The sequence below is a fragment of the Secundilactobacillus malefermentans genome, assembly GCF_008033155.1.
GTDB lineage: Bacteria > Bacillota > Bacilli > Lactobacillales > Lactobacillaceae > Secundilactobacillus > Secundilactobacillus malefermentans.
In genome coordinates this window covers 633,524-651,714 of the sequence record NZ_CP042371.1, presented here as the reverse complement: position 1 = coordinate 651,714, position 18,191 = coordinate 633,524, and the positions used below count along the sequence as shown (strand labels likewise).

Genomic DNA, 18,191 nt, shown 5'->3' with positions numbered 1-18,191 from the left:
CTTATCTTCAATTATACGCATTTTTTAAATGAAATGGTTAACTGAGGGTTACATCCGTTATTTTTACCTGATAGCTAAAGGCTGGCGCAGTGACCGTGACTGTGTCGCCAACGTTTGCGCCCAACAAGGCGGAACCGATTGGAGAAACGAGTGAGATTTTATTTGCGTCAACATCCGCTTCAGGTTTGCCAACGATTTCAAATGTTTCGGCTTCGTTGTCGTCCAAAAACTGGATGGTCACTGTTTTACCAATTTCAATTTTAGAGTCGTTTCTCGGGGTAACGACTTCCGAGTACTGTAATTGCTTGGTTAAAAATTGAATCCGCCCCTTTAGTTGTCCTAGGGCTCGTTTAGATTCGCTATACTCTGCATTCTCGGATCGATCACCAAGCGCTGCAGCCTCAGCTAACCGTTTGATTGCAGTGGGTTTAGTTGACTTGAGACGCTCAATTTCCTGTTCAATTTTTTGATAACCGGCCGCGGTTATGGGGGTGGTTTCGGGTTCCATTGAAAGCTCCTTCATCGACATATAATGACTTCATTTTAGCAAAAAAAATAGGTGGTGCAAGACCACCTAGTCAAATTATTTCACATTTCCTAATCGTTCAACATCTCGAACAATCATTAATTCTTCGTTGGTTGGAACGACAAGGACGTCAACCGGTGCGTTATCCTCATTGATTCGGGTTTCTTTGCCTCGAACGTTATTCTTTTCTGGATCAACGGTAATGCCAAAGTAACCCAATTGGTCGGCAACTTTTTGACGCATTTCAATGCCGTTCTCTCCAGATCCCGCGGTAAAGATGAGGGCATCAATGCCGTTTAATTTGGCGACATAGCTTCCGATATAACTAATGACACGGTTTACAAAAATATCTAAGGCAAGTTTAGCCTTGGGATTGGTACTTTCCACCTTTTCCAAATCTCGTTGGTCGGGGGATAATTCTGAGATTCCAAGTAATCCAGACTTTTGATTTAGGATATCAATCATGTCTTGAACGTCTGTGATCTTTAATTTTTGCATTAGGTAGGCGACTAAAGAGGCGTCGATGTCACCGGAACGCGTTCCCATGGTAACCCCAGCGAGAGGGGTGAACCCCATTGAGGTATCAATTGCGTGACCGTGATCAAATGCTGTGATTGAGGATCCAGATCCCAAGTGAAGGGTAATAATTTTGAGAGACTCAAATGGCTTTCCCAAAATTTCAGCGGCACGGTGCGCAACATACCGGTGGCTGGTTCCGTGGGCGCCATATTTTCTGGCACCAAATTTTTCATAGTATTCGTAGGGGATGCTGTACATGTAGTTAACCTGTGGCATGTCCGTATAGAGTGACGTATCAAATACGGCAACCTGAACAGCATCAGGGAGTAACTTTTGGAACGTCTTAATATAGTAGGCTTGAACAGGATTATGAAGGGGCGCGTATGAAGATAGCGCCTGAATCTTCTTCAAGACGTCAGGGGTAATAACGGCGGAATCTTTAAAGTCTTCCCCACCGGCAACGACGCGGTGCCCAACGCCAACAATTTCGTGCAAATGTTCCAGAATATGTAAAGATTTCAAACGGGTCAGCACCATTGCAGCGGCCTGACGATTGGTAATGTTGTCACGGGTCTCGTCATGCTTTTCACCATTAGCCAATTTAAGCTTAAAAACTGAGGCGGGCAGGTTGAGTCGATCAACCATTCCTTCGGCAACAACGGTCTCTTCTGGTAAATTAAATAACTTCCATTTAAGGGTAGAGCTTCCTGCATTAATTGCTAATACTTTTGACATGTTAGTGTCCTCCAAGATTTAGTAGTTCAAGCTTATTCTAATCGAATATGAAACCGTTTTCAATAAGAATTCAAAAATATTAAGTTTTCAATGAGAAGTTGTCGTTAGCCAGTTTGGCAAGTTTGTCTAATTGTATTGCTTAGGTCCTTGGTTAGGGTTATTCTAATTATATCTTAATAATTGAATGACATTAGTGGAAGAGGGCAACAAGATGCAAAATCCAAACCGAATGACGACTAAAGAACTTGTTTTAGTTGCGATGATCACGGCGGCCACCGTCGTAATTGCGCGAATCTTCATTATTCCGGTGCCGATGACCCATGGTAATATTAATTTATGTGATGCAGGTATTTTTATTGCGGCGCTTTTATTGGGCAAACGGGATGGGGTCATTGTTGGCGGTCTATCAGGATTTCTGCTGGATTTAATTTCAGGCTACTCACAATACATGCTGTTTTCGCTGATTGTTCATGGCTTGGAAGGCTGGGTTGCCGGTTATTTCGGCTATCAGACGAAGCGTTCAACGCAAATTATGGGGCTAGCCATTGCCACGATTGTGATGGTTGCTGGCTACTTTGTGACTGATTCCATTTTATATAAGATTCCGGTTGGTGCACTTGGGGTTCCGATGAACCTGGTGCAAGGAATTGTTGGCGCAATTGTGGGTTACTTAATGAGTTACGGACTAAAGAATCGAATTAATATCAGGTAATTGAGGAGAAAAAGTATGCAAACAGGCCAGTTTCTGACCATTCAAGATTTATCGGCAGCAACCGCAATCTCGCTGAATGTTGCGATTCCGGTTTACGCAAGTTTAGGAATTTCGACGTCAGTATTGCCAACGGCCCTTTTGTCTACGCAAACGGAGGCATTTGGAAAGCCAGCGGCGATTGATTTGAAAGACTGGGTGGCACGGACCGTGGCCCATTGGTATCACGCATCAATGACGTTTTCAGGGATCGCGGTTGGTTACGTCGGGACACCAGCGCTAGTGGATATGGTGGACCAATTTATCCAACAATCGGCTGTTTCGACAGTGACCATTGATCCAGTGATGGGCGATCATGGCAAACTCTATGAGGGGTTTGATGAATCGTACGTCACAAAAATGAAGACGCTGATTAAACAGGCCGACGTTTTGACGCCAAATTGGACGGAAGCACAACTGCTAGTTGGCGACGACCCGCAGCCAGAAATGTCTGAAAGTCGAGTGCGAGACGTTTTGGCGCGATTAACGGGCCAGCTGAATGACAAGTCCTTGGGGGTCATTACCGGGATTCAACGGAATAGTGTATTAGAAGTTTGGTGGCAAACGGCGGGCGGGGCCATATTGCACGTGGAAAATCCGTTACTGGATCAACACTTTTATGGTGCTGGAGATTTATTTACGGCAATCCTGAGCGGTTTAATTGAATTGAGTTGGGATGCAGATGCAGCAGTAAAAAAGACAAGCGAATTGCTGGCCGTGGCAATCAAAGAAACGATGCATTCTAATCGTGAATTACGCTTTGGAATGGCGCTGCACAATGTCATTCATGAACTGAGCAAACTAGATGATCGATTTTAATGAAAAAGAGATAAACAGAGTATTCACGAAAAGGGGATTTTAAAATGGCTGAAATGGATTTGCATCAAATTGCAACACAGACAAAGCAGGTTCTAGAAGGATTCTTTGAGCAAGTCACGTTACCCAAGAATTCGTTATTCGTTCTTGGCTGTAGCTCAAGCGAAGTTGCTGGGTTTAAAATTGGTGGTCATTCAAACCAGAAGATTGGTGATACCATTATCGAAACAATTCGCCCAATTTTAGCGGCGCATCATGTGAATTTGGCGGTCCAAGGCTGTCAACATATTAACCGGGCGTTGTTGATGGAGCGGGAAGTCGCTGAACAACGCGGTTATGAAATTGTAACGGTTTATCCGTCCCTTCATGCTGGTGGCGCAGCCCAAATTGCAGCGTACCACTCATTTGAAGATCCGGTTGAGGTTGAACGAATTAACGGGGATGCCAATGCCGGATTGGACATTGGTGACACAGAAATTGGGATGCACGTTAAATTTGTGCAAATTCCAATTCGGGTTTCTCAAAAGGATATTGGTGAGGCGAGAGCCACGATGTTAACATCCCGTCCCCGCTTAATTGGTGGCGCGCGGGCAGTATACGATGAAACACTAATCAAATAGTAGCTAAGAAAGTCATCCATGGGGTGGCTTTTTAATTTGAAGTAACTTAGGTTTATTTTTAATTTAGAATTGTTATAATGTAGCTAGGAATAAAATAGTGAAGCTGTGTCGATTGGAGGGGTTAACATGTCGCATGGATTTAAATTAGGCATGACGTTGGTAGCCGGAGTGGTTGCCCTCATTTTAGAATTTGGGTTGCACGATGCGTTATTTGCTCAAATTTTGGTGACGGTCATTGGGGCATTTGTTGCGTTAACGATGCTAATCGAAATGATTCGAACATTGCGGTCTGGTAAGTATGGCGTGGACATGCTTGCGATAATGGCCATTGTAGCTACTTTGGCAGTCGGTGAGTACTGGGCTGGTTTGATGGTGTTGGTCATGCTGACAGGCGGCGATACGCTTGAAGACTACGCATCGCACAAAGCGGGTCAAGAATTAAAATCATTGTTGGATAATTCGCCGCAAAAGGCTCATTTAGTCAAAAATGGACGGACAACTGACATTTTGGCCAATGAAGTCAAAGTGGATGACTATATTTTGGTGAAACCGGGTGAACAGGTTCCAGTTGATTCGCGGGTTATCAAGGGAACCGCAACAATGGATGAGTCATCGCTAACGGGCGAGTCGCGTCCCGTCGAAAAGGGCGTCGGCAGCGATATTATGTCGGGCTCCGTTAATGGTGATCAGGCAATTACCCTGCAGGCCACATCGACGGCGGCAAATAGTCAATATCAGGCCATTATCAAATTAGTGAAGCAGTCAGCATCACAGCCGGCTCGATTTGTTAGAATGGCTGATCGCTATGCGGTTCCATTTACGATTATTGCTGTCTTAATTGCAGTCATCGCGTGGCTGATTTCAGGGGATCCAGTTCGATTGGCTGAGGTTCTGGTTGTTGCATCGCCATGTCCGTTGATTTTGGCGGCACCGATTGCGTTGGTATCGGGAATGAGTCGGACAAGTAAAAACGGCATCATCGTCAAGACTGGGACAACTATTGAAAAGCTGGCCCTTGCCAAGACAATTGCGTTTGATAAGACCGGGACGCTGACTAAGGGAAAATTGGAAGTCAGTCAAATTCAACCAAGCGCCAAATTTGATGAGCAAACACTGCTCCATTTTGCCGCAAGTGCTGAACAACAATCAGGTCACGTGCTGGCTCGGTCCCTGATTGATTACGTGTCCGCCGACATGCTCAGCGAGGCTTCAGAACTAAAAGAAGTCACAGCCCAAGGAATTGAAGCCATGATTGATGGCAAACACGTGAAGGTTGGTAAGCTAAAGTTTGTCACCGATGAACCAATTGAAAAATTAGATAAGACCGCCATTTACGTTTCAGTAGATGGTCAGTATGCGGGAGTCATCACGTTCTTGGACCAATTACGACCAGAGGCCAAAGCAACCATTTCGGAGCTTAAAGAGTTGGGCGTTGAAAAAACGGTGATGCTTACTGGTGATCAATCAGCTATCGGAAATTCAATTGCGGCTGATTTGGGGTTGGATGAGGTTCATGGTGATCTTTTACCAGAGAATAAAGTTGAAATTTTGCGGGAAGTGCCATCAGAAAATAGACCGGTCATCATGGTGGGTGACGGCGTAAACGATGCGCCATCATTGACTGCCGCTGATGTTGGTGTCGCAATGGGCGAACACGGCGCCACTGCTGCAAGTGAGTCTGCCGATGCCGTTATTTTGAAGGACGATCTACACCGATTAGCCCGCGCTGTTAAAATTAGTCAGGATACCATGCGCATTGCGCGAAATGATGTTCTAACGGGAATTGTCATCTTAGTCGTTTTAATGTTGATTGCCGCAACCGGTATTATTCCAGCCCTTCTGGGAGCTATTTTTCAGGAAGCAGTTGATACGATTACGATTTTGTTAGCACTAAGAGCAAGAAGTGATCACGACAAAAAAAGTTCTTCGGATTAATTTCCGAAGAGCTTTTTAGGTTAGAGCTGTTTAGTTAGGGTTACGACCGGTGCGCCGTCCTCTTCAAAGGGGGCTGATGCAACCTGATAACCCATTTTTTCATAAAAGCCGACCGCATCAAGTTCACCATGAATGAGTGACCGGGTTAAGCCCTGTTTGCGGGCAAATTCCTCAAGGGCATTCAGCACTTTGGCGGCTAGTCCTTGATGACGATAAGCCGGTAGAGTGGCAACGCGTCCAGGTCGAACGGTTTCAGCGTCCATTTTTTCGTAACGAGCCGTTGCAGCAGGATGGCTTGCATCCTCGTAGGCGACCACGTAAATGGTTTCGTCAGTATCCTTTGCGTCAAATTCATCTTCACGGGCAATCCCGCGCTCCGTGACAAAGACGGATTGACGAATAAAGAGTGCGGCACCCCGGTTCCACTTTTGATTACCAACGATTAGTTCCAATTTAAAATCTCCTATGCAGCTTTTTTCTTTTTAACATACCACCAAATTGCGCCAGTTACCAATCCAATTAAGATGAGGACGGCTGCAATTTTCGAGTAGGATGAGAATCCCGCAACAATCGTAGGCCACGCACTGCCAACACTGTGACCCAAGTATATGAGCACGGTATTCCAAATGAGGGTTCCGATAATTGAGAGGGTCATAAAATGGGTCAGCGGGTACTTTGTCATTCCGGCTGGAATTGAAATCATACTCCTGATGATGGGAACGAAGCGCCCCAAGAAAATGGTTTTACCACCATGTTTTAGGAAGTAATTTGACGCTTTTTCGATATCAGTCGCTTTGAGGCGCAAAATTTTGCCAAGGCGACCATTGATAATGGCCTCTAGGCGCTCAACTTTGAGTAAGCGGCCTGCACCGTATAAAACGAGGGCACCAGCAATGGAGCCCACTGTTGCAGCGATGATGGCCCCAACGATTGAAAGGCCATGCGTTAGGGTCAAAAATCCTGTAAATGTAAGAATGACCTCTGATGGAATTGGCGGGAAAATGTTTTCGAGCGCGATCAACAACGCGATGCCGATATAGCCATATTGGCTAATCAGGTCAGTAATTGTGGTCATGTTCATTTATTTGTTCTCCGAGTCTATATTTTTGTTAAGTGTATCGAAAAAGAGGATAGGAAGTCAACGAAAAGCGATTTGGCATTCAGTAGCTTAAGAAAAAACTAACAAAAAGCGTTGGAGGAATGAATTCCTTCAACGCTTTTGATATTAGTTTGCTGATAATTTAATTTTAGTACCAGCCATTTGCTTGCCAGAATGTCTTGGCAGCTGACCATGAACCGTAACGTGATGATACGTAGCTATTAGCAACCTTTTCTTGGTTAGCAGCTGAGTAATCACCCTTAAGGTATGAAGAACTCAATTGATACTTACCAATGTATTGGCCGTTACGAGCTGAGTATGAACCACCAGATTCTTTGTTAGCAATCCATGCTTTAGCAGATGAACTTGAACCTGATGTTGAAGTAGAGGTAGAAGTTGATGTGCTAGTTGAGGCATGGTTTGATGTTGAATAGTTTGAACCTGAGTATGATGAGTTACTTGAAGTTGAATATGATGGAGTTGAGTAACTCTTCTGAGTGGTAGTAGTTGTTGATGGTGTTGTTGCAGTAGTCGTGCTAGTTGAAGTAGAAGTACTTGAACCAGTAGGAATATTTAACGTTTCACCAACGTAAATTATGTGACCAGAAATGTTATTTGCGCTCTCAATTGAGTTGATAGTTGAGCCGTATGTTTGTGCTAATTCCGATACTGTGTCACCGCTCTTGACGGTAACTCTCGTGTCAGCGTTTGCTGAGGTTGTTGTAAATACGAGTGCTGCTGCGAATGCTGCTGCAGTTCCTAGAGTTGAAGCTAAAACTTTCTTAAAATTCATAAATATATGTCTCTCCCTTTATTTTCAAGATGTTACCCATACTACACACAAACAATTACGTGCAAATATCGGTGGATTTACAATGTGGTAACGAATATTGCAAAAATGGGGGATGATGTCACAATTTCAGCAGTTTTTAATGTCTGAGTGGAGGATAAAGCACTTACATTGCCGAGTGGTTGGGTTTGGACTCGTTATTACTTCCCCAAAGAGTATGAAAATGGTAAACTGAAAACGCTATCAATAACTAAAAGTAGGTGAATGGGATGCATGGATTTATTGGAGAACTATTTGGAACAATGATTTTGATTGCCCTAGGAACGGGTAGTGGCGCGGGTTTGAACCTTAACAAGACTTACGCAAAAGGAAAAGATTGGTTATTTGTGAGTTTTGCCTGGGGTTTCGCTGTCACGATGGGTGTTTACGTTGCGGGCGTCTTAGGATCGGACGGCCACTTGAATCCGGCAGTCACAATTGGATTTGCAGCTTTTGGCTTTTTCCCTTGGTCGGAAGTTTTACCCTATATATTAGGTCAGTTTATCGGCGCGTTCTTAGGTGCAGCACTTGTTATTATTCAATTTGCGCCACATTTTAAAGCATCAAAGAATGAAGCTGAAGGAAACTCTGTTGGCATTTTTGCAACGCGTCCAGCAATCAAATCACCCCTATTTAATTTTCTCTCTGAATTAATTGCGACTTTTGTCTTCATCTTTATTTTATTGAACTTAGGAGATTTCACGCAAGGGTTGAAGCCGTTGATTGTTGGATTGCTGATTGCCGTTGTCGGAATGGGATTAGGTACCACGACTGGCTTTGCCATTAATCCGGCGCGTGATTGGGGCCCTCGTTTGGCCTATACGATTTTGCCAGTGCCCAATAAAAGCAATGCTGAATGGTCGTATTCATGGGTGCCAATGTTTGGACCGCTAGTGGGTGGTCTCATTGCAGCCGGTTTGGAAGTTCTCGTCCATTAGATTAGCAGTATAATGGAGTTAAATGAACGAAGGGAAGTCTCTCTATGAAGTTAGGAATGTTAGATGGTAAGCCAGTCAAGGTCTCTCAGGTTGAGGGCAAATGGCAGGCACAACCCATTTTGGGAGCTGACGATGCGCTGACCGCATCGATAGCGGAAGTGACTGAAAATCAATTTGGTGCCGCTCAGCCATTTGATGTGAAAGATCTTGAAATTCCAGTTCCCGTTCCCCAGCAAATTTTTGCGGTTGGAATGAACTATGTCGATCACTCAAAAGAAATTCACATTGAATTACCCAAAGCGCCTAGTATTTTCACTAAATTTAGTAGTTCACTAACGTCTGCCAATACGGCCGTGGCCGTCCATGGCGATCAAACTGATTGGGAAACGGAACTCGTCGTCGTGATAAATCAGGACGGACGAAATATTTCTAAGGCTGAAGCTGAAAACTATGTGGCTGGCTACATGGTTGGTCTGGATATCTCGGATCGGCAGGTCCAGTTTCTAAATGCTACACCGCAATTTTCACTTTCAAAGTCATTCGCCGGTTTTTCACCAATTGGTCCTTGGTTGACCACACCTGATGAAGTGAACGACTTAAGCAAGTTACAGCTCACGACTCACGTCAACGGCGAAACGATGCAGTCGGCTCATTTGGACCAAATGATTTTCGATGTCCCAGCCCTGCTTGAGTATCTTTCTTCTATTGTAGAATTGAAGGCGGGAGATTTAATCTTCACTGGCACACCAAGTGGTGTCGGAAATGGGCGTCGTCCGCAAGTTTACTTAAAACGGGGTGACGTTCTTGAAAGCCACATTGACGGATTGGGTGACTTAAAAATTAAGATGATTTAAGACAAGGTGACGAACATCAAGCTTTCAAAGCGTGGTGTTTTTTTGGTTATGAAAACAAAAAATGAAAATAATAAAGTTATAAGCATTCTGTTTGAAAGCGGTTACTTAAGAGGATAGACTGGCGTTGGTAAAGGTGATGATTGGCTCATTTAAAGAAAGAAGAATGCTTTATGGTAAAGGTATTAGCTGTACTCTATCCGGATCCAGTGAACGGGTACCCAACAAAGTATGCGCGAGATTCTATCCCTAAGATTACCAAATATCCTGATGGGACGAGTGTGCCAAATCCGAAAAACATTGATTTCATTCTGGGACAACTGTTAGGCAGTGTTTCTGGTGAGTTGGGACTTCGAAAATTTTTAGAAGATGGGGGTAATGAACTGGTTGTTACCTCAGACAAAGAGGGTCCGAATTCAGTATTTGAAAAAGAGCTTCCGGATGCTGATGTTGTGATTTCGCAGCCATTTTGGCCGGGATATTTAAATAAAGAACGGTTTGAAAAGGCCAAGAAACTTAAGCTGGCGATTACCGCAGGAATTGGGTCGGATCATGTTGATTTGAATGCCGCAAATGAGCACCAGATCACAGTCGCTGAAGTGACTTTCAGTAATAGCATTAGTGTTGCTGAACATAGTGTCATGCAGGTTCTTGATCTAGTGAGAAACTTTGTGCCAGCTAATGAAGTCATCCGTCAAGGTGGCTGGAATATTGCGGATGTGGTTGAACATTCCTATGATTTAGAGGGGATGACGGTCGGCGTTGTGGGCGCCGGACGAATTGGTCAAGCAGTATTAAAAAGACTAAAACCATTTGATGTGAAATTAGTCTATACGAAGCGGCATCAACTAGCCCCTGAGGTTGAAAAGGAACTTGGGGCAACCTTCATTAAGGATGTTCATGACTTGATGAAGCAGGTTGATATGGCCGTCTTAACGCCACCATTACACAGCGAAACTTATCATATGGTTGATGCAGACATGATTAAGTCGATGAAACGGGGTGCCTACATTGTCAATGACAGTCGTGGTGAATTGGTCGTGAGAGATGCGATTGTGGAAGCATTGAACTCAGGACAGTTGGCTGGATATGCAGGGGATGTTTGGTATCCACAACCTGCACCAGCTGACCATCCTTGGCGAACAATGCCGTTTGAAGCAATGACGCCCCACATTTCGGGGACCTCACTTTCGGCCCAAGCCCGTTATGCTGCCGGAACCCGAGAAATTTTAGAAGATTTCTTAGACGGTACCCCGATTCGACCAGATTATCTCATTGCTGAAGCTGGTCAATTAGCAGGGACTGGTGCCAAATCCTATACGGTTAAAAAGGGTGAGGAGAGTCCAGGAAGTGAGCATGAATAGCTGTCTCTTAAAAAAATAGTCAGAATAAAAAACGCCATCCAATTTTGGATGACGTTTTCATTGTGTTAGATGACTAGAGGCTCAGAGCCCGATGATCGTGACGAGCCCAAATAGTTTCAAAATCTGCGTAAGATAGATGATCCGCTTTGTCGGTCCAACAATCATTAAAATAGATGATTTGATTGTCATCGTCAAAACCAGTAATAGTTAAGGCGTGAGTGTGGAAACCGTCGAATTCTCCGACCCAGACCACGATGGCATGGCGCGTGTCGGCAAGATAGGCTAGTAGCTCTGGCAAAGTAGCGCCAGTTAAATCAGTTGCTGATCCAGTAATCTCTGTTACCAGCGATACTAAAGCGTGTGGGTAAATGCTATCGCCATCATCAGTAAAGGGATCACCGATGAAGCCTTTATCGCGGTCTTTTTTGTCGTAAGGCATCCGATGTGCCAAATCAACTTTGTCAGTATGAAAGCCGGCACTGTTGAGCATCATGGTAACAGCGGTAATTTCACAACCAGTTGGTAATTCAGGACGTTGTGCAATTAAGGGTACTTCTAGAGTCGTTTTCAAAATGATTCCTCCATTATTCGCCAATAGTTGACTTTAATTCTGACCTTAATAGAGTAAGAAAGCAATCAAAACGTTGGATGTAATGAACGAAAAATTAAAATAAGAATAAGAGAATATAAAAATTGGTAAGCGCTTACATCTAGTGATACAATGAAATTGCTTTAAAAATGACAAGGAGTGATATTAATGACAGAATTAACTGGTAAAGTAGCATTTGTCACCGGTGGCGCGCAAGGAATTGGTGAAGCAATTTCGAAACGACTAGCTGATGATGGCTTTGCGGTAGCTGTTGCTGATTTGAACGAAACTAACGCGAATAAAGTTGCCAAAGATATCAACGATGCTGGCGGAAAAGCGGTCGGCATTCAGGTTGATGTTAGCAATCGGGATGGCGTCTTCAAGGCGGTCCAAGAAACCGCAAAAGTGCTTGGCGGATTTGATGTCATTGTGAACAACGCTGGCCTTGGTCCAACAACACCAATCGACACCATCACTCCTGAACAATTTGATCAAGTCTATCACGTAAACGTTGCTGGGACTCTTTGGGGTATTCAGGCAGCGCATGAACAATTTAAGAAATTTGGCCACGGTGGCAAGATTATCAACGCAACCTCTCAAGCCGGGGTTGTCGGAAATCCAAACTTAGCCCTTTACAGTGGGACCAAATTTGCGATTCGTGGATTAACACAGGTTGCCGCACGTGACCTGGCAGAAGAACATATTAATGTAAATGCGTATGCACCGGGAATTGTCAAAACACCAATGATGTTTGATATTGCGCATCAAGTTGGCCAAAATGCTGGCAAAGATGACGAATGGGGTATGCAAACATTTGCTAAAGATATCGCATTGAAACGTCTATCAGAACCTGAAGATGTTGCAGCTGGTGTTTCATTCTTGGCTGGTCCAGATTCGGATTATGTAACAGGTCAAACGCTAGAAGTTGATGGTGGGATGCAATTCCATTAAAATGAAGAAATTTCAGGAAGAATTCGGTGGAAGTCGGATTCTTTTTTTTCGCAAATTTTTGGCTAATAATGCTATATTTTGTGGTATGATGAATTCATCACTACTATATGTATGTAAAGAGAAAGGGATTAACTATGAATACTATTTACTTAGCAGCGCCATTTTTCAGCGACAATCAGAACGCCAGAATTAAAGAGGTGCTCGATTTACTTAAGGCCAACAAAACGATTGATTCAAATGGCATTTTTGTGCCAATGGAACATCAGCATGAGGACTTAGAATTTGGATCATTTAAATGGCAGGTTGCTACGTTTGCTTCCGACATGCGTCAGGTACGTAAGGCCGATGCAGTGGTTGCTATCCTAGATTATCAAATGGAAGAAACGCAAGAAAACGAGCCAGATTCAGGAACAATTTTCGAAATTGGTGCAGCATTTGAACATGGAATTCCCGTGATTGTGATTCAGTATAATCAAGATCAAAAAATCAATTTGATGGTCGCACAATCATACACTGCTTTATTTAGTGGTAAAGACGATATTCAAAACTTAAAGAATTATGATTTTAACGACTTAGCACAAAAGTACGTTGAAAAAGAAGTGCTATAAAAATTCGGATTAAGGCTGAGAAAGTTTCAGCCTTTTTATTTTGGTAAAATTTATATTTCAGGCAGATTAAATTTTGTGGATAAACGAACAAAAATTCGCACGCTTTCAATTTATTCTGTACAATGATAGCAGAACCAAATTTACCAAGGGGGATTAGTTCAATGAAAAAAGTCATAAAATACATAGCAGCTTTGCTACTACTAGGTGCAGCAACGGGTGCGGGGATTGTCACAAGCAATTCCAAGCAGAATGTTGAAGCCGCTACTTCGTTTACGGTTAATGCACAGCATCAGGGGATGAAGGCGGATGATAAGACAGACAATACGCCAATTTTGCAAAAACTACTCGACAAATACAATAGCGATACGCCAATGACCATACATATTACCAAGGGGACGTACCTATTTAAAGATTCAGAATTAAATGCGATTAAATTACGTTCAAACGTGACGTTTAATTTTGACAAAGGAGCCATTTTCCAAATTCGGGGTGGCGATCGGATTGCCTTCGCTTATCCTAGTCCAGAAGACGGCTATAACGGTGGGATCAAAAATGTGACATGGAATAATGCCACGTTTAAAGGAACTCATCCTTCCGCAAATACGCAGAGTGTTTTTGTCCAAAGCTTGAACCATGCGGTAACCGTTAATTTTAACAAGTGTACGTTTACCAATGCCGAATCACCCACAGGACACTACATTGATATTTGTGGGAGTCATAATATTCATATTAAGAACTCAACCTTTAATGGATTCTATCCAAAAAAGGGGTATGAGTATAAGGAAGCTATCCAAGTTGACTACTCAAATTCTAAGGCAATGTCCTATAAGAATTCCGGTGATAGTTATGACGGACTTCCTTCATACAACGTCTACATTTCAAACAACAAATTCTTACCAATCAACAAGGCGTCTGGAACCATTAAGTCATACGCGCCTAACCCAGTTGGGGAACATGTTGTTTATACGAAACTATTCAACGGCACAATCCATGACGTTTACTTCAAGGGAAATACAGTTCAGGATGCAAAACCATTACGAGAAGAAGATGGCGCTAACTTACATTTCGTAGCCGTTTCTAACTTGTATATCGAGAACAATACCTTTGAGAACAAGCATGCGTTAGGGTCAGGTAACTACATTCGGTTATACAATACCCGTTCAGACATTCAAATGGATAACCTCAACATTAAAAATAACAAGTTTGTTAACTTGAACCCTGGCAACCGATACGTCTATTTTGAAAAAGATGGCGAAGCGGGCGATATCACGGGCGTTGACGTTTCCAATAATCAGATTACGTCTTCTAAGAAGTCGATTTCATTTGTATCAGCTAACTTTAGTACGGATGGGATGACCATTGATAGCAACAAGGTTTCAACTGCTAAAGCAACTGCAACCGCAAAGGCAGCTAAGCAAAAAACAGCAACGCCTATCAACAGCAAGAAAAATAAAAAGACAAATAAAGTCGAAAAATATTATGCTGGATTAGCATCTCAATATGCTTACTTTAAGACAAATGCTAAAAAGACCTATGCTCTTTATACGCATATCAAGGGATCTAAGAACTGGAACTATGCAACCAAGAAACTAAAGGCTTCTAAGGCAACTCACGTGTACATCGATATGCGGGCTGAAGCCACAAGTGGTAACTGGTATCGAGTTCGATTTACCTCAAGTACGAGCAGTATTCGCTACTGGATTAAAGCGGGGTCACTCTCATTTAATAAGATTACTTATGAGGACTACAGCAAGACGGTAACCCCACTGCAAAGTTATCCAACCTATACCAAGGTCTTTAATGACTCGACGTTGGCTAAATCAGTTGGGACTACGGCAAGTTTCCCAAGTTCAGTTAATGTTACCCGCCGAGCAGTCAGAACGGCGCATAACGGGAAACAAACAACGTATTACTATATTCCTGCCCAAAAGGCTTGGACTAGAGCATCAGCGTTCTTCTAAACAAATATTTTTATGAGATAAGCCAAGATAATGTTGGTTTATCTTTTTTTAATTTGGGGGTTGAAAAAATGCTGGAAAGGATTATACTAAGTTCATAAATTAAATTTAGATGAGATTTAACAGACGATTATAAGAAACGATCCTTTTATCCGATTGTTATAGAGAGTCCCGAGTTGGTGTAAACGGGATACAGTCATGATTGCGACCATCATTCTTTAAAGTTGCGCGCTGAATTCAAGTAGGTTGCGTCGGGGATGCCCGTTACAGCATGACTGTATCGCCAATTTGGCTGTACAGGATGAGGCTAATTTAGCGATAAATTGGCAAATTAAGGTGGTAAAGTGCAATAGCACCCTTAACTTTCAGAAATGAGAGTTAGGGTGCTTTTTTCGTCTAAATTTAAAATACATATTTTGAGGGGGTGGTTTTATGGAATCGGACATTATGAAGAATGCTGACGATGGTCAGATTCAGATTAGAGTGACTGCTAATGGAGGCAACAATACGATTTCTCAAAAGGCACCCAGGCAGTATAGGTAGCACATATAGTTCCAACATAACGTTCCAACACATAGCATCACATAGTAACAACACATAGAACAAGACACATATAGAAAAATTTAACACATAGGAATTCACATAGAAACACATAGGCGACACCGGTTGTGGGTAAGGTGTTGACACATATAGCGTCAAATAAAAAAATCATCCAGTTAATGAGCTGGATGATTTTTTGTGGTTAACATTTCTTTTAGTTAATTTCTCGCATTATGCACTTTCACTGCCAACTTTGCTCTCGCAACATCGGTACTTGTGACTAGGCTGAATCCCTTACTACTATTTTTGACTTTATTATAATTATAAATATCGTTTGTCCCACTCGCCCAGTACATTAAATCCGACTTGTTTGGCGAATGCTTTAAGCCCATCACGTGACCAAACTCGTGAGCCAAGGTGTTGGCATATTCGAATTCACGGGCCTTGATTGCCAGTCCGGATTTCAAATTGCTCTCTTGGTTATCAAAAGCGGCCTTCGCATAGTCAACTTGCTGCTGTTGGTAAGTATCAAGCTTTGACTGATAATCTGGATCAGTGGTGCTTAAGCCAGCTTTGTAAGCTGCTAAATTGGCGTTTGCCGTTTTGACGAGCGATTTTTCACTGTTATACAATGTTGTATTTGTGATAACCGAAAGATCATCGGCATAGAGACTGTTACGAATCTGAACTTTCTTAGTTGATGGGATCCACCAAGCATCACTGTCATCCGATTTGGATGCTTTCGCGTTGGAAACGGAGAAGGTGACGGTGTGGTATTTCTTGGAGCCAACCTTAATTGCTTGGCGGCCAAGTTTAGAATTCCAATAGTTCATTGCCAAACTGAGACTTTTTTTGAGGTAAGAACTCTTCGTTTTCTCATAGACATAAATGGTGCCAGATTTATTCAATCCGGTTTGGGCACTATACGTAAATTTATACTTCTTTGCGATTGCTTTGTAATGCTTTTTATAATAACTATTGCTCTTCTTTAACATTGCAGATGAAGGCTTAACACTGGAAGCTTGTGCTGGAATAGTGGCGACTGGTGCAAAAATCATTAGCCCCGATAATGTTGCAAGCGAAACGTGTAAAATTAGTTTTTTATGAGTCATATGGATCCCTTCTCCCCCGAACGAAATAGTGCATCTATAAACTACCATCATAATACGCTAAAACCCAATATTATGGAATTTTAACGGCGAATTATTTCCAAAAATTAATCCTTTTTCGAGAAGTATGATTTTTCAGTGAAAGAAAACCGAAAAGACAGTGAATCCGCTTCCATTGAGGGACTTTATAAGATATGATAACACTAAATTGGAGGTGGCTCACTTGAAAAAAATTCTCATCATCAATGCTGGCAGCTCATCCCTTAAATGGAAACTATTCTCGATGCCAGAAGAAATCGTGGTGGCAGAGGGGCACGTTGAGCGAATTAATTTGGCAGATTCAACGGTCAAGTTAAAATTTAACGGTGATAAAACAAAGCGGACTTTCGATAAGCTATCCATGAACGATGCCGTCCAAAACGTGCTAAATAGCTTGGTGGAATCCAAAATTGTGAGCCAACTCGACGAAATCGGTTCAGTGGGCCACCGGATTGTTGCCGGAGCGGCCGAATTTAAATCCGTCACAGAATTAACAGCGCCCGTGATTGAAAAATTAAAACAACTCAGCGATTATGCACCACTGCATAATCCGATGCAGGTCGCAACGGTGGAAACTTTAATTTCCTATTTGCCAAATACGCCTCAATTTGCTGTATTTGATAGCGCCCTTTTCCACCAAATGGCTGAAGAAACGGCATTGTTTGGTATCCCATACGAATTATCTAAACAGTTTCATATTCGGCGCTACGGGGAACATGGGATTTCCCACGAATACTTGGCCTGCCAAACTGCAGCCTTGATGAGACAAGCCCAAGCAGATTTGAACATCATCACCATGCATTTGGGCAGCGGTGCTTCTATTTCAGCATTTAAGAATGGCAAAATTTACGACACGTCAATGGGCTTAACCCCAGTAACGGGGGTTCTGATGGGAACCAGGTCTGGAGATGTTGATCCAAGTCTAGTGCCATTTTTGATGAAACGGTTGGATCTTGATACGCCTGAAGAAGTGATTAATATCCTGAATGAACGATCAGGGTTACTCGGCGTATCGGGGCTTTCTTCAGACATGCGCGACCTAAACGCTTCGGAAAATTATCAATCTGAACTGGCTTTGCAAATGTTTGAAAATCAAGTCGTCAAACAAGTTGGCGCCTACTATGCGGAAATGGGTGGCGTTGATGCGCTCGTATTCTCAGGTGGGATTGGTGAAAAGGATGACGAGATGCGCCGCCGAATTTTAACAAGGTTAAGTCATCTTGGCGTTCAAATTGATCCAAATTTAAACGAGATTGGCGTTGAAGGGCAGATTACCGTTGAAACGAGCCCAATAATGGCGTTAATTGTGCCGACGGATGAAGAATTGGCAATCGTGCGGCAGGTATTTGATAAGGACAAATTGGATGACAAAAGATTAGTGCATTAAAAAAAGAGCTGCGAGATTAATCGCAGCTCT

General features: G+C 42.9%; 18 protein-coding genes. 11 read left to right on the top strand and 7 right to left on the bottom strand.

Annotated elements, in window-relative coordinates; all coding sequences use genetic code 11:
* Positions 1–37: 37 nt before the first annotated feature.
* Together greA and FGL90_RS03230 are read right to left on the bottom strand one after the other, a co-directional pair.
* Positions 38–508, bottom strand: coding sequence for a transcription elongation factor GreA (greA, locus tag FGL90_RS03235; RefSeq protein WP_147656846.1), 471 nt, complete (start codon positions 506–508; stop codon positions 38–40).
* A 75-nt stretch (positions 509–583) separates the two neighbouring features.
* Complete coding sequence (locus FGL90_RS03230; protein WP_147656844.1) at positions 584–1,780, bottom strand: acetate/propionate family kinase; 1,197 nt, start codon at positions 1,778–1,780, stop codon at positions 584–586.
* Positions 1,781–1,991: 211 nt separating this feature from the next.
* Here FGL90_RS03230 and FGL90_RS03225 point away from each other — a divergent pair, with 211 nt between their 5' ends.
* The 4 genes from FGL90_RS03225 (at position 1,992) to FGL90_RS03210 (ending at position 5,899) form a co-directional block, all read left to right on the top strand.
* On the top strand, positions 1,992–2,492 hold the full coding sequence (locus FGL90_RS03225) for an ECF transporter S component (protein ID WP_147656842.1): 501 nt from the start codon (positions 1,992–1,994) through the stop codon (positions 2,490–2,492).
* A gap of 15 nt (positions 2,493–2,507) precedes the next feature.
* Positions 2,508–3,347 carry a bifunctional hydroxymethylpyrimidine kinase/phosphomethylpyrimidine kinase gene (locus FGL90_RS03220; RefSeq protein WP_147656840.1) on the top strand — a complete coding sequence of 280 codons (840 nt, stop codon included), beginning with the start codon at positions 2,508–2,510 and terminating at the stop codon, positions 3,345–3,347.
* Between the two features lie 53 nt (positions 3,348–3,400).
* Positions 3,401–3,964: a TIGR01440 family protein gene (locus FGL90_RS03215; RefSeq protein WP_147657877.1), complete on the top strand. Its 564-nt coding sequence runs from the start codon at positions 3,401–3,403 to the stop codon at positions 3,962–3,964.
* Between the two features lie 126 nt (positions 3,965–4,090).
* Positions 4,091–5,899, top strand: coding sequence for a heavy metal translocating P-type ATPase (locus FGL90_RS03210; RefSeq protein WP_147656838.1), 1,809 nt, complete (start codon positions 4,091–4,093; stop codon positions 5,897–5,899).
* Between the two features lie 20 nt (positions 5,900–5,919).
* On the opposite strand, the gene FGL90_RS03205 is transcribed toward FGL90_RS03210, so the two are convergent.
* The 3 genes from FGL90_RS03205 to apf all read right to left on the bottom strand — a co-directional run bounded on the left by FGL90_RS03205 (position 5,920) and on the right by apf (position 7,791).
* Positions 5,920–6,351, bottom strand: a complete 432-nt coding sequence (locus FGL90_RS03205) for a GNAT family N-acetyltransferase (protein WP_010619327.1) — start codon at positions 6,349–6,351, stop codon at positions 5,920–5,922.
* A gap of 11 nt (positions 6,352–6,362) precedes the next feature.
* On the bottom strand, positions 6,363–6,980 hold the full coding sequence (locus FGL90_RS03200) for a DedA family protein (protein ID WP_010619328.1): 618 nt from the start codon (positions 6,978–6,980) through the stop codon (positions 6,363–6,365).
* Positions 6,981–7,146: 166 nt separating this feature from the next.
* Positions 7,147–7,791 carry an aggregation-promoting factor gene (gene apf / locus FGL90_RS03195; RefSeq protein ID WP_147656836.1) on the bottom strand — a complete coding sequence of 215 codons (645 nt, stop codon included), beginning with the start codon at positions 7,789–7,791 and terminating at the stop codon, positions 7,147–7,149.
* Positions 7,792–8,057: 266 nt separating this feature from the next.
* Between apf and FGL90_RS03190 the strand changes: the two genes are divergently transcribed.
* The 3 genes from FGL90_RS03190 to FGL90_RS03180 all read left to right on the top strand — a co-directional run bounded on the left by FGL90_RS03190 (position 8,058) and on the right by FGL90_RS03180 (position 10,980).
* Positions 8,058–8,765, top strand: coding sequence for an MIP/aquaporin family protein (locus FGL90_RS03190; RefSeq protein WP_147656834.1), 708 nt, complete (start codon positions 8,058–8,060; stop codon positions 8,763–8,765).
* Positions 8,766–8,809: 44 nt separating this feature from the next.
* Positions 8,810–9,619 carry a fumarylacetoacetate hydrolase family protein gene (locus tag FGL90_RS03185; RefSeq protein ID WP_147656832.1) on the top strand — a complete coding sequence of 270 codons (810 nt, stop codon included), beginning with the start codon at positions 8,810–8,812 and terminating at the stop codon, positions 9,617–9,619.
* 170 nt (positions 9,620–9,789) lie between these two features.
* A complete protein-coding gene (locus FGL90_RS03180) occupies positions 9,790–10,980 on the top strand; it encodes an NAD-dependent formate dehydrogenase (RefSeq protein WP_147656830.1) in 1,191 nt (396 codons plus the stop codon).
* 73 nt (positions 10,981–11,053) lie between these two features.
* Here the strand turns inward: FGL90_RS03180 and FGL90_RS03175 are convergent, their stop codons facing one another.
* Complete coding sequence (locus tag FGL90_RS03175) at positions 11,054–11,551, bottom strand: C39 family peptidase (protein WP_010619333.1); 498 nt, start codon at positions 11,549–11,551, stop codon at positions 11,054–11,056.
* 186 nt (positions 11,552–11,737) lie between these two features.
* Here FGL90_RS03175 and FGL90_RS03170 point away from each other — a divergent pair, with 186 nt between their 5' ends.
* The 3 genes from FGL90_RS03170 (at position 11,738) to FGL90_RS03160 (ending at position 15,089) form a co-directional block, all read left to right on the top strand.
* Complete coding sequence (locus FGL90_RS03170) at positions 11,738–12,520, top strand: (S)-acetoin forming diacetyl reductase (protein ID WP_010619334.1); 783 nt, start codon at positions 11,738–11,740, stop codon at positions 12,518–12,520.
* 134 nt (positions 12,521–12,654) lie between these two features.
* Positions 12,655–13,128 carry a nucleoside 2-deoxyribosyltransferase gene (locus FGL90_RS03165; protein WP_010619335.1) on the top strand — a complete coding sequence of 158 codons (474 nt, stop codon included), beginning with the start codon at positions 12,655–12,657 and terminating at the stop codon, positions 13,126–13,128.
* 161 nt (positions 13,129–13,289) lie between these two features.
* Positions 13,290–15,089, top strand: a complete 1,800-nt coding sequence (locus FGL90_RS03160; RefSeq protein ID WP_010619336.1) for a glycoside hydrolase family protein — start codon at positions 13,290–13,292, stop codon at positions 15,087–15,089.
* Between the two features lie 755 nt (positions 15,090–15,844).
* On the opposite strand, the gene FGL90_RS03155 is transcribed toward FGL90_RS03160, so the two are convergent.
* Positions 15,845–16,738: a matrixin family metalloprotease gene (locus FGL90_RS03155; protein WP_010619337.1), complete on the bottom strand. Its 894-nt coding sequence runs from the start codon at positions 16,736–16,738 to the stop codon at positions 15,845–15,847.
* 220 nt (positions 16,739–16,958) lie between these two features.
* Here FGL90_RS03155 and FGL90_RS03150 point away from each other — a divergent pair, with 220 nt between their 5' ends.
* Positions 16,959–18,161 carry an acetate/propionate family kinase gene (locus tag FGL90_RS03150; protein WP_147656829.1) on the top strand — a complete coding sequence of 401 codons (1,203 nt, stop codon included), beginning with the start codon at positions 16,959–16,961 and terminating at the stop codon, positions 18,159–18,161.
* Positions 18,162–18,191 lie beyond the last annotated feature (30 nt).